General features: G+C 69.3%; 11 protein-coding genes and 2 tRNA genes. 5 read left to right on the top strand and 8 right to left on the bottom strand.

The features are described 5' to 3' along the window. Positions 1 to 547 precede the first annotated feature (547 nt). From AB0B82_RS34700 to AB0B82_RS34690, 3 genes are read left to right on the top strand one after another with little or no spacing between them, the layout of a single operon-like run. On the top strand, positions 548 to 1,894 hold the full coding sequence (locus AB0B82_RS34700; RefSeq protein ID WP_360178609.1) for a hypothetical protein: 1,347 nt from the start codon (positions 548 to 550) through the stop codon (positions 1,892 to 1,894). Continuing rightward, a complete protein-coding gene (locus AB0B82_RS34695; protein WP_360178606.1) occupies positions 1,891 to 2,559 on the top strand; it encodes a 2'-5' RNA ligase family protein in 669 nt (222 codons plus the stop codon). The genes AB0B82_RS34700 and AB0B82_RS34695 overlap by 4 nt, the downstream gene beginning before the upstream one ends. Next, the gene (locus AB0B82_RS34690) at positions 2,556 to 3,203 is read left to right on the top strand and encodes a hypothetical protein (protein ID WP_360178603.1); all 648 of its coding nucleotides are present in this window, start codon (positions 2,556 to 2,558) and stop codon (positions 3,201 to 3,203) included. Before AB0B82_RS34695 ends, AB0B82_RS34690 begins: the two co-directional genes overlap by 4 nt. A 6-nt stretch (positions 3,204 to 3,209) precedes the next feature. Here AB0B82_RS34690 and AB0B82_RS34685 read toward each other — a convergent pair whose 3' ends face one another. The 5 genes from AB0B82_RS34685 to AB0B82_RS34665 form a co-directional block, all read right to left on the bottom strand. Then, on the bottom strand, positions 3,210 to 5,420 hold the full coding sequence (locus tag AB0B82_RS34685; protein ID WP_360178600.1) for an FAD-dependent oxidoreductase: 2,211 nt from the start codon (positions 5,418 to 5,420) through the stop codon (positions 3,210 to 3,212). Between the two features lie 40 nt (positions 5,421 to 5,460). Continuing rightward, positions 5,461 to 6,336 (bottom strand): MurR/RpiR family transcriptional regulator, encoded by an 876-nt coding sequence (locus tag AB0B82_RS34680; protein ID WP_360178597.1) that lies wholly within the window; start codon positions 6,334 to 6,336, stop codon positions 5,461 to 5,463. A 229-nt stretch (positions 6,337 to 6,565) separates the two neighbouring features. Then, a complete protein-coding gene (locus tag AB0B82_RS34675; RefSeq protein WP_360178594.1) occupies positions 6,566 to 7,591 on the bottom strand; it encodes a UDP-N-acetylmuramate dehydrogenase in 1,026 nt (341 codons plus the stop codon). Next, positions 7,588 to 7,989 carry a MaoC family dehydratase gene (locus AB0B82_RS34670; RefSeq protein ID WP_360178591.1) on the bottom strand — a complete coding sequence of 134 codons (402 nt, stop codon included), beginning with the start codon at positions 7,987 to 7,989 and terminating at the stop codon, positions 7,588 to 7,590. Before AB0B82_RS34670 ends, AB0B82_RS34675 begins: the two co-directional genes overlap by 4 nt. Next, complete coding sequence (locus tag AB0B82_RS34665) at positions 7,986 to 8,411, bottom strand: MaoC family dehydratase N-terminal domain-containing protein (RefSeq protein WP_360178588.1); 426 nt, start codon at positions 8,409 to 8,411, stop codon at positions 7,986 to 7,988. The genes AB0B82_RS34670 and AB0B82_RS34665 overlap by 4 nt, the downstream gene beginning before the upstream one ends. Before the next feature lie 69 nt (positions 8,412 to 8,480). Here AB0B82_RS34665 and AB0B82_RS34660 point away from each other — a divergent pair, with 69 nt between their 5' ends. Beyond that, positions 8,481 to 9,227, top strand: coding sequence for a hypothetical protein (locus tag AB0B82_RS34660; protein WP_360178586.1), 747 nt, complete (start codon positions 8,481 to 8,483; stop codon positions 9,225 to 9,227). Positions 9,228 to 9,327: 100 nt separating this feature from the next. On the opposite strand, the gene rpmG is transcribed toward AB0B82_RS34660, so the two are convergent. The 3 genes from rpmG to AB0B82_RS34645 all read right to left on the bottom strand — a co-directional run bounded on the left by rpmG (position 9,328) and on the right by AB0B82_RS34645 (position 9,751). Further along, on the bottom strand, positions 9,328 to 9,495 hold the full coding sequence (gene rpmG, locus AB0B82_RS34655) for a 50S ribosomal protein L33 (protein ID WP_130384703.1): 168 nt from the start codon (positions 9,493 to 9,495) through the stop codon (positions 9,328 to 9,330). A gap of 62 nt (positions 9,496 to 9,557) precedes the next feature. Continuing rightward, a tRNA-Met gene (locus AB0B82_RS34650) sits at positions 9,558 to 9,634 on the bottom strand. A 44-nt stretch (positions 9,635 to 9,678) separates the two neighbouring features. Then, positions 9,679 to 9,751 (bottom strand) — tRNA-Thr (locus AB0B82_RS34645). Between the two features lie 204 nt (positions 9,752 to 9,955). Between AB0B82_RS34645 and AB0B82_RS34640 the strand changes: the two genes are divergently transcribed. Beyond that, positions 9,956 to 10,588 carry a DUF899 family protein gene (locus tag AB0B82_RS34640; protein ID WP_360178583.1) on the top strand — a complete coding sequence of 211 codons (633 nt, stop codon included), beginning with the start codon at positions 9,956 to 9,958 and terminating at the stop codon, positions 10,586 to 10,588. The last annotated feature ends 808 nt before the right edge of the window (positions 10,589 to 11,396 follow it).

Here is an 11,396-nt window from a genome sequence, read left to right as displayed (position 1 = left end):
CGCCGGGGGGGGTGCCCTTGGGTGGGGGGTGGGGGGCCCCCTTCACACGGGTCAGGAACCCACAACACGGTGGGTGAACCCACCGTGCGGGACGCACGCGGGCGTACAGCGCGGTACAGCGCGGTCGTACAGCGCGGTACAGCGCGGTACAGCGCGGGCGCCGACTCGGTCGCCGAGACGCCACCCACGGATCGGTTACAAGAGCCGCATAACCGTTGGCTTGTGAAGGTGGCTGGGCGGTGGGGTGGGGCTTCCCTTGGTTGCCCTGGGGCGGTGCCGACAATCGGCGGGCTCGGGTGAGGTGGGATTCGGTTGGTTGCGGGCAGGGCTTCCCCGGGTTGCCCCGGGTTGCCCCGTGTGTTCACGCTCAGCTACGGACGCCGGACCAGCAAACCGGCCCGCAGTACGACGTTCGGACCCAGCCGACCTGCCCCAGAACGCCTTTTTCCGTAGGGATTTGGGGCAGGTCGGGGCATTGTGGGGCAGATCGTCCACAGGAGCCGATTTCCCGGTTGCGGAGTGTGTTCGGCGGCCTACAGTTGCCCGCATGTCAGGCCCGAACGACCTCCTCCGCGAGGCGCGAGAACGCACCCCGTCTCGACGCGCACCGGGCGAACACCTGTCCCGCAGCGAGCTGGCCGAGGCCATCTGCGCGTGGCTCTGGGAGACGACCGAGATCAAATACGAGCTCGACGGGCACTACATCGCCAAGCTCGAGCGCGGCGCGGTTCGCTGGCCCGGTGCGGCGTACCGCTCGGGGCTGCGGCACGTGCTCGGTGTTGCCTCGGACAACGATCTCGGCTTCTTCCCGCCCAACGGCGCCGCGCTCACCGAGCCGGAGCCGTTGCCACCGGCGTCGATGGCCGACCGCGACGACGACCTGGTGAACGCGGGCGACGAGTCGATCGCGCTGCTGTCGTTCGCCGAGGAGTCCAACGTCGGCGAGCTCACCGTCGAACAACTGCAGGCCGACATCGAGCGGATCGCCCAGTCGTACCTTCGGACCCCGATCAGACCGCTGTTCGCGAAGAGCCGGGCGATCCGCGACCGCGCCTTCGGGCTGCTGGCCGGCAACCAGTCGCCGCGGCGGTCCCGCGATCTGTACGCCGCCGCCGGCTGGGCGATCACGCTGCTCGCCTGGATGTCGGTCGATCTCGGCCGGCCGGACATCGCCGAGGGCCACACTCGCACTGCGTGGGCCTGTGCCGAAGCCGCGGACCACGACGTGCTGCGTGGCTGGATCCGCGCGACGCAGCACACGGCGGCGTACTGGCAGGAGGACTTCGAGCGTGCGGCGGCGTACGCCGAGGACGGCCTGCGGTACAGCGCCGGCACGGCCCGGCTGTTCCTCGCCAGCGCGGCCTCCGTCGACCTCGCGCGCTCCGGCCGCGCGGATCGCTCGCGCGAACTGCTCGACGTCGCGCAGTCCCTTGTCGTCCGCCCCGCCGGCTCCGAGCCCGGCGGAGTCCTGCTCTGTACGCCGGAACGCGCCGAAGGACTGTGGGCGGACACGCACCTGGCATTCGGCGACGCGCATCGGACCGCCGAGCACGCCGACCACAGCATCGCCCAGTTCGAAGCCGTGCCCTACGCGCTGCGCAACGCCGGATCCGAACGCATGGCCCGGCTGCAGCAGGCGAAGGCCCGCGTGCTCCTCGGCGAGCTCGACGGCGCCGTCGACGCAGTCGAGCCGGTGCTGCAGCTGGCGCCCGAGTACCGCGTCCGGCCGTTGATCCAGCGCGTCGCGGAGGTCGGTGCGCTCACCGCGCCGTACGCGCGCAGCCCACAGGGCCGGATGCTGCGGGACCGGATCGCCGAGTTCATTCGCCAGCCCGGGCTGCCGTTCGGGCCCGACCTCCCCAACCGACGCCGCGTCCTCGAGGAGCAGAAATGACCGTAATACCCGACCCGGACGGGCCGGATCGGCGGATCAGGGAAGTCCGCGACCACTGGTACTGGCGTCCGAACTGGCGCCCGGGACGTTCGTTCTACACCTGGCACGTCATCTTCCCCGGCGACGCCGTCCTGGCCGACCTGCATGCGGCATACCAGCGACTGGTCGACTCGTTGCCCGGAATCACCCCGGTGCCGGCACAATGGCTGCATCTCACGCTGCAGGGCATCGGGTTCGCCGACAAGGTGCCACAGGCCGACCTCGACCTGATCATCGACGCGGCGCAGCATCGGCTCGAGCACTTTCGGCCGTTCGAGATCAAGCTCGGTCCCGCGGCTGTCGACGTCGAGAGCCTGCAACTGCCGGTCACGCCGGTCGACCGGCTGCGCCGTCTGCGTGCCCAGCTCCGCGCGGCCGTCACGGACGTCTGGGGCCGTGACTCCGTGCCCGCGCTGCCTGAGCTCGAGCCGCACGTCTCGCTCGGCTACTGGAACCAGGTCGCGCCCGCCGCCCCGCTGCGGCAGCGCGTCAACGCCCTGGCCGGTGGCGTCGCCAGCACCGAACTCACGCGGGTGAGCCTGATCAACCTCAACCGCGACCACAAGCAGTACGAGTGGACGACGTACGCCACGCTCCCGCTCGGAGTTCCCGGGGCCGGCCGGTGACCGCGATTGCAGACGCGCTGGCCGGTGAGTCGGCCGCGCTGGTCGTCCGCGCGCTGCTGGACTTCCGCAGCCTGTGGACCACGCATGACCTGGTGTCGACGACCGGTGTCCCGGCAGCGGCCGTCCGCCGGGTCGTCGAGCGGTTGGACCGAGAGAGCCTGGTCGAACGCCGAGCGCCCGGCGTGGTCGCCGTACCGAGCTGGCTCGACCTCCTGCGCCGTTGGAACGACGATGCGCACTTCACTCAGCAGGTCCACCTCTCGTACTGGCGAACCACCCGCAATCCGCACGCCCTGCTCGAGCGGATCGCGGTCACGCCTGTCCGCCACGCGGTGACCGGTTGCCACGCGGCACAGTCCTGGGCTCCGAGCACACCGGCCGGGCCCCTCGTGGTCTACACCCCGGACGCGCGTGCAGCCGCCACGTTGTGGGATCTCACGCCGGCCCGGAGGACCTCGGTCATCCTGGCCGAGCCGAGAGCCAAGAGCGTCTACACCCGATCCCGGCGAGCCGACAGCGGCCTACGCCTGGCGGCTCCCGCGCAGGTGCTGGCCGACCTCCTGACCGGCGCGACCAGGTCGCCGTCCGACGCCGAGCCGCTGACCGACTGGATGCTTGAGCACGAACTCGAGTGGCGCTACTAGCCGCGGCTAGTAGGCGCGGATCGAGACCACGTGAGCCCGGGGCGCGCCGTTCGTCTCGCGCGCAGTAAGGCGCAGGTTTGTCGCTCGAGACGGCGCGTTCAGGTGGTGGCGTTGCGTGCGGTGGTGGTTGTCCCGGACCTGTGCGATCGGCTGCCACGGGCCGTCGCCGAGGCGGAGCTCCACGTCGTACGCCGCGAGCAGCGTCGGCAAGATCTCGAACGGCGTGCGGTGGTGATGCAGGTTGATCAGATCCTCCTGGAGGTCGGCATCCAGGATCACGACGATCTCGGACAGCTCGACCGGCTCGGCCCACGTGAGTTCGAGCGACGGCGCCGCGTCCCACGCCAGCTCCTCGGACGACCACAGGTTCGGCCCGCCGTACGGGCGCGAGTATCCGCCGATCACCTTCTCCGGCCCGTACGCCGACGTCTCGCCGAGCCGGATACACAACCCGGCGCGCGGCAGGATCTGCTTCCACGGGCGGAACTGCTCGGTCCACTCCTCGTCCGGTGCCGGCTCGCGCCGAACGAAGTGGACCATCCCCGGCAGAGCCGCCGACGCCGTGTGCACGGAGATGTCCGGCGTGCTGCGCAGCAAGACGAATGCGTTCGACGGACTCGCCGGACGCCAGGTCAGCGGAACGCGAATCCAGCGTTTTTCCCCGGCCGGTACGTCGATCGTGCAGGCGTCGACGAGCTGTGCTGGAAGGTAGTTCTGCGGCTTGAGCGGATCGTGCAGCTCGACGGTCAGCGAGCCGCCGACGGAGTCGACGAGTAACTCGAAGCCGTTCAGTTCGGGATCGACCGGCACCACCATCCCGACGTCCGCGGTCAGTGGCAAGGTCCCGGCGGAAACCTCGAGCGCCGGCCGGGTCAAGGTCGACGACGCGGTCGCCGTCGCCTTCAGCGCGAGGTTCGCCGGATCGTCGTCGACCACGCCGAGGACGGCAGCATCGGCCTTGGTCAGCGCATGCTTCATCAGGCCGAACTGCTCGGTCGCCAGCTCCCGCGGGGTCAATCCGTTGCGCAGGGCAACCGCTGCGCCGATCCCGGCCGCCTCGCCGAGCACCGCGCAGGTGGCCATCACCCGGGTGGTGCCGAACGCGACGTGGCTCGCGCTGATGTTCCGGCCGGCCATCCACAGATTCCGCACGTTCCGGGAGTACAAGGAACGCAGCGGAACGTGGTAGTTGCCGTCCGGATGCCAGTGCTTCGACCCGCGCTCGGACGCGTACACGCCACCGGGCGGATGCAGATCGATCGACCAGCCACCGAAGGCCACCCGGTCCTCGAACTCGGTCTGTCCGAGCACGTCGTGCTGGGTCAGCACATGGTCACCCAGGAAACGCCGGTACTCACGTTTTCCGGGCACCGACCCGACCCACTCCAGGGTCAATGTGTCCGCGTCGAACTTCCCGGAATTCTTGAGGTAGTCCCAGATGCCGTACACCACCGCCTGCAGTTCGTCGCGGATCGCTTCGTTGTCGTCCACGACGTCCAACTCGCCGCCCCACTCGATCCACCAGAACGCGCACCCGTTCAGATCGGTGCGGATCACGCGCCGGTCCGGAATCGCGGTTTCCGTGATGTTCCGGGCGAACGCCGGCGGCACGAAGCGGACCGGTTCGCCGGCGTCCTTGGTGTAGAACAAGATCGTGCTGCCGAGCGTGTTCGCGTCCGGCACCTCCGGCGCCCACGACTCGCCGTACTCCGAGCGCGGTTCCCGGCCGGTGCGGAAATCCGCGCCGGAAAGCATTCCGACCAGGCCGTCACCGGAGCAGTCCGCGAACACCGGGCTGACGAACCGGATCTCCTTCTCCGATCCCATCTGCCACCCGGTCACCCACCGGATCTCGCCGTCGGTGGCCTCGACCGAGCGGACGTCGGTGTTCAGGTAGAGCGTGATCCGCGGCTCGGCCCGGACCGCCTCGAGCAGCACGAGATCCCAGTAGTACGGGTTTCCGAGCGGATTCCGAAACTGGTTCTCGACGAACAGTTCGCCCATGATGCCGGTCTCCCGCGCGAAGCTCTGCACGCCGTGCGCGGTCGCACCGCACACCCACACCCGGATCTCGCTGGACGAGTTCCCGCCGAGCACCGGCCGGTTCTGGACCAGCGCCACGGTGTTGCCCTGCCGCGCGGCGCCGATCGCCGCGCAGACCCCGGCGAGCCCGCCGCCGACGACGGTCAGATCGGTCTGGACCTCGAGCTGCTGCATGCACGAACCTCTCTTGTTCCGAAGCGCCGGACTCAAGGCGCTAGGTGTCCAACTGGACGACGGGCTGCCCGGGCCCGCTCGGATGGTGGGCGGTCAGGTGGTCGGGAACGCGCTGCGCGACCAGGACGAACAACAGGCCGGCCGTCAGTACGTCGCTCGCCCGGCCGGCGAAGAACTCGGTCCAGTTCGCGCCGTTCGGCGTCCCGGTCTCGAGGGTGACATCGGCCAGCTGCCCGATCGGCGCGTCCGGCATCCCGGTGATCGCGACGGTGAGCGCTCCCGCGGCCTTCGCGCGCCGGATGAAGTCGAGGGTGGTCGCATCGGTGCCGGACCGGGTGATGGTCAGCGCGACATCACCCTCGCCGAGCAACCCCGCGCCGATCTGCGAGGACTGCGGCCCGTCGAAGAACCACACCGGGATCCCGATCCGCAACAGCCGGATGTACAGCTCGCGGGCCGGGATCGCGTCACCCCACTCGCCGTAGATGTGCGTCCGCCGCGCGCCGGCGATCGCGTCCGCGACCCGAGTGGCGTCGTTCAGGTCGATCGCGGCCAGCGCGTTCCGCAACGCGTTCGCCTGCGTGGAGGCGAGCACGCTCAGCACTTGCTCGGGCGGATCCGCCGGGCCGATCGCCAAGCCGATGTCGCTCGCCCAGCCCGCCTCGAGACCGCGGCCGACCTCCATCGCCAGCGCTGCCCGGAGCGCCGGATACCCGGCGTACCCGAGCTGGGTCGACAGCCGGGTCACGGTGGCCGCGGAGGTCTGCGCGCTCTCGGCGAGTTTGGTGATCGACCCGCGCGCGACCTCGTCGGGGTTCGCCAGGATGTGCTCGGCGACCCGTTGCATCGCGCCGTTCAGCTCGGGCAGCGCCCGCTTGACCTGCTGCAACGGACTCGGACTGCCCGCTCGTTCCATCGAGGAATCCATTCCGTGATCATCACGTCGAGACGAACTGGGCACTCGCCCCGCCGCCCGCATCGCTCGCCACGCACCCAATGCGCACCCGATGCGCACTGAACCCGTCAGTACCTCCCGCCAGACTGCGCAAAAGATTAGCGGAAGGAGCAGGCCGAGCCTAGCCATCGGCGCAAAACTTTTTCATACATCCTCGAGCGGAAACTGCCGTTCCGGGGATGGCAAGCAGTCAGAGGCTGCAGTTCACCAGGACCGGCTCGTTGACCAGCGTGATGCCGAAGGACTGCTGCACCTGCGCGCGGACGTGCGCCGCCAGGGTGAGCAGTTCCTTCGCGGTCGCCTGCCCGCGGTTGGTCAGCGCCAGCGTGTGCTTACCGGAAACCGCTGCATTTCCGATCGCGAAACCCTTCGAGACACCCGCGTGCTCGATCAGCCAGGCGGCGCTGGTCTTCACCCGCCCGTCCGGCTGCGGCCACTGCGGCGCACCGGCCGGGACCTCGGCGGGGGTGTCGAGGATCGGGTTCGTGAAGAACGAGCCCGCGCTCCAGGTGTCGTGGTCGTCCGGGTCGAGCACCATGCCCTTGCCGCGGCGTAGGCTCAAGACCGCCTCCCGGACCTCGGTCATCGGCGCGCGCGATCCCGGTTCGACGTCGAGCACCCGCGCGAGTTCGGCGTACCCGACCGGGGCGGACAGGTCGCCGAGCCGCAACTGGAACGTGACGTCGAGGACGACGTACCGCGTGGGGTCGGCCTTGAAGCGCGAGTTCCGGTAGGAGAACCCGCAGTCGGCCGCGAAGACCGTCCGGATGGCGTTGTGCACGCGGTCCCAGACCCGTACCGACGCGATCGTCTCGGCGACCTCGTGCCCGTACGCGCCGACGTTCTGCACCGGGGTCGAGCCGGTCAGGCCGGGGATGCCGGACATCGACTCCAGGCCGCTCCACTCCTCGGCGATCGCGCGCTGCACGACGCCGTCCCAGTCCTCGCCCGCGGCGACCCTGACCCGCGCGCCGGAGCACATGTCCGCGTCGACCTCGATGCCGGACGTCGCGATCTTGACGACCGTGCCCCGGAAACCGTCGTCACCGATCACCACGTTGCTTCCGCCGGACAGCAGCAGCACCGGCTCGCCGGCCGCGTCGGCGTCCCGGAGCGCGGTGATCAGGTCGTCCTCGGTGTGCACCTCGAGAAACTTGTCGGCCGGCCCGCCGATGCGGAGCGTGGTGTGGTCGGCCAGCGACACGTGCGTACTCACCGGACTCGCACGACCGCCCTGGCCCGGCCGAGCACCTTCTCCTCGCCGGCGACCGCCGTGATGTCGATCTCGGCCAACCCTTCGGCGACCTTGTCCACGGTCGCGGAAAACGTCACCGACACGCCCTTGTCGTCGTCCGGGACAACGACCGGTTTCGTGAACCGGACGCCGTACTCGACCAGGTCGGCCGGGTCGTCGAGCCAGTCGGTGACGACCCGGGCCGCCGAGGCCATCGTCAGCATGCCGTGTGCGATCACGCCGGGCAGCCCGAGCGCCGCGGCCATCCGGTCGCTCCAGTGGATCGGGTTGAAGTCGCCGCTCGCCCCGGCGTAGCGGACCAGGTCCGCCCGGGTGAACGTGACGGTCAGCGGCGGCAGCTCGGTACCCACCAGACTCATGATGCGTCCCCCCGGTTGTGCGAGAGCGTGGACGTCGACGTCGCGACCGGCTCGCCGTCGACGGTGGTGAGCGTGGTCTCGTACATGATCACCTCGACCGGACCGGCCTTGCGGACGGTGGTGATGGTGGCCGTCGCCGCAAGCTCGTCACCGGCCTTGATCGGGCGGGTGTAGGTGAGCTTCTGGGCGCCGTGCACGATCCGGTCCAGCCGGAGGCCGAGCTCCTCGTCGTTCAGCAGCTCCTCGAGCGCGCGGCTGCCGATCACGAACGCGAACGTCGGCGGCGCGATCGCGTCATCCCCCCGGTACGCCGGGTTACTGTCGCCGATCGCGTCGGCGAACTCCCGGATCTTCTCCCGGCCCACCTGGTAGGACTCGGCGGCCGAGTACGTCCGGCCGACCATCGTGGCGTCGATCGTCATGTCCGCCAACCCTACTGGCACACTGTTCCCCGGGAAGCCGCCGCCCACGATCCGAAGGGGACGCAGGACGTGACGGCAGTGGCAGCGCTGGCGAGGTACGCACCTCGGTACCGGCTGGAAATCGGCGAGCCGGAGGGCTCGGACTGGTTGCGGGTGGACCGGATCCTGGAGCCGGGCGGCCCGGAGCTCACCGAGCTGCTCAAGCGCGACGACGAGGCGAGCAACCATCGGTCGGCGCATGCGAACGCGCTCAGCATGATGTCGTTCTACGCCGGCCGGGTCCCGGCGACCGCGCTGCTGCTCTGGGCGCTGGAAGGCCGGGTGCTCGACCTCCGCCCGGAGAACCTCTGGGTCCGGCCGCACGACGGTCACGGAATCGCGGCCGTCGCCGTTCGTTCCGCGCATTTCCTGCCCGGTGGGCTGAACACGCTGTACGACGTCGTGTTGCGGAAACATCTGCTGCCACTTTCCGAGGAGCTGCACCGGCGGACCCGGGCCGGGCTCCGGCAGGTGTACGGCGGCGTCGCGGCGGGCTGCGCGATGGGGTTCTGCGCCGCGACCCGGGAAGAGGTCACCGTCGCGCCGGCGTACCTGCTCGAACGGTGGCAGACGTTCGTCGCGAAGGCACCGGGCGGGCTGGCGCGCCTCGGCGACGTGGAAAACGCCGGCGGAAAGCTCGTGTACCTGCGCAACACCTGCTGCCTGTACCACACCAGCGAGGCCGGCGACGGTGCGCTGTGCGGCTCGTGCTGCCTGACGCCGCGTGACGAGCGTCTCACCGCCTACGAGCAGGGCCGCCCGATCCTGACGGTCTGACCGTGATCCGGAGGACTGTTGCCGACAACACAAAAGCCGCTGCCGACAACACAAAAGCCGCTCCGGTGATCCGGAGCGGCTTCGCGGGAAGACCTCGAGGTCAGCGGGTCTCGCGGTGGTCCGTGTGGTCGTTGCAACGGTGGCAGTACTTCTTCAGCTCAAGACGGTCCGGGTCGTTACGCCGGTTCTTCTTGGTGATGTAGTTCCGCTCTTTGCACACGGTGCACGCCAGCGTGATCTTCGGGCGAATGTCGGTCGACTTGGCCACTGCTGCCTCTTCTGTCAGGAGTACGCAACTTAGGTGATCGCACTCTCGAAAAACTGCGTCGGTGGTAGCGGGGGCGGGAGTCGAACCCGCGACACCACGATTATGAGCCGTGTGCTCTAACCACCTGAGCTACCCCGCCGCGTGAGTTCGGAGTCCCACCCGGAGGTGGGACGCCCTACTCAGAGCCCCTTTACGGAATCGAACCGTAGACCTTCTCCTTACCATGGAGACGCTCTGCCGACTGAGCTAAAGGGGCGGGCCGAGGAGAGAGATTACACGGTCTCCCGCCCCGATGTGAAATCGAGCCGGAAACGCCTTGCAGGCCCCTCAGTCCGTCCGGGAAAGCATACCTGCTCCCGCACGTCCCGCTGACCACTTTCCCCCGGCCGACGGCTCCGGGATGTCGAGAATCGTCCGGCGGCTTCGTCGTCAGCACAGAAGGTCCGACGAGAGGAGCAGCATGTCCGACACAGCGATGCCCCCGGAGGTACCCGCCGAGGAGTGGGCCGCGGCCCGCGCCGAGCTGCTGATCGCCGAGAAGGAGGCGACCCGCACGCTGGACCGGATCGCGGCACAGCGGCGCCGGCTGCCGATGGTGCGGTTCGGCGAGTACACGTTCACGACGACCGAGGGGACGGTGACACTGCGGGAGCTGTTCGGAGAGCACCGGCAGCTCGCGCTGTACCAGTTCATGAACGCCGGCCCGGACACGTTCTGCGGCGGCTGCACCTACTTCACCCAGAACGTCACCAACCTCGAGGAACTGGCCCGCAACGACATCGCCTGGGCGACGGTTTCCGATATGCCGATCGACCAGATGGCCGGCTACTGGAAACGGATGGGCTGGGAGCACATCCCGTTCGCGTCGTCGGCGGGTACAACGTTTTCCGCGGACTGCGGCGCCGGTGCGGGTTTCCTGCTGAGCCTCTTCCTGCGGGACGGCGACATCGTTTTCCGTACTTACGCCACCACCCAGCGCGGCGTCGACCGCCTGCTGTTCAGCACCGTCGTCGCCGACCTGGCGGTGTACGGCCGGCAGGAGGACTGGGAGGACTCCCCCGCCGGCTGGCCGCAGTCCCCGACGTACGGATGAGCCGAGGGTTCCGGGTCCGGAGCATGCCTATGGCCAGACGCGGCTCGGGTACGTCGTCCGCAGCACCGGCATCACCTCGGTGACGAAGGTCTCGACCGACGCCCGGTTCTCGTCCGGAAACAGACCCGGAGCCTCCAAGGAAACTCGGCTCTTGTGACTGATCCGTGGGCGGGTGCAGGCCGGGTGACCGGGCCGGTGTCCGCGCTGTACGGTCGTGCGCGTCCCTGCAACCGGGGCCTCTTGAACCCCTGCCCGGGGATCACGACCACCCATCCGGGACCACGAACACCCATCCGGGACTGTGCACCCCCATCCGGGGACCGTGCACCTCCGCCGGGACCTTAGACAACCGCCCGGGACCGTGGACAACCGCCCGGACCGTGGACAACCGCCCGGGACCGTGGACACCTGCCAGGGACCTTGGACAACCGTCCGGGACCTTGGACACCTGCCAGGGACCTTGGACAAGCAATAACCGGTCCACGCCCACCACAACCTGTGCAAGCTTCCGTCTTCACCCCAGGATGACGACCGGCGCAGCCGACCTCGTACGAGCCGATATCCGCGCGCGTTGGGGGTTCTTCGCTGGTACACCAGTGAAGAACCCCGGCGGGCGGGGTTATCCACTCGTACGCCGTGCCGCGGTCGAAGGAGTTTCGGGTTTCCGCCGCACGGTGGGTTTACCCATCGTGTTGTGGGTTCCGCACCCTTCACGGCGGCGGTGACGTCCGCGGCGACCAGCGGGTCGTCGGTGACCACCAGAACGGCCTGCACCAGCGGGGAGGTGACCGCGGCCGCAGTAGTGTCG

It is taken from the genome of Kribbella sp. NPDC048915, from assembly GCF_040649595.1.
Taxonomy (GTDB): domain Bacteria; phylum Actinomycetota; class Actinomycetes; order Propionibacteriales; family Kribbellaceae; genus Kribbella.
This window is presented reverse-complemented; position numbering and strand designations above follow the sequence as displayed.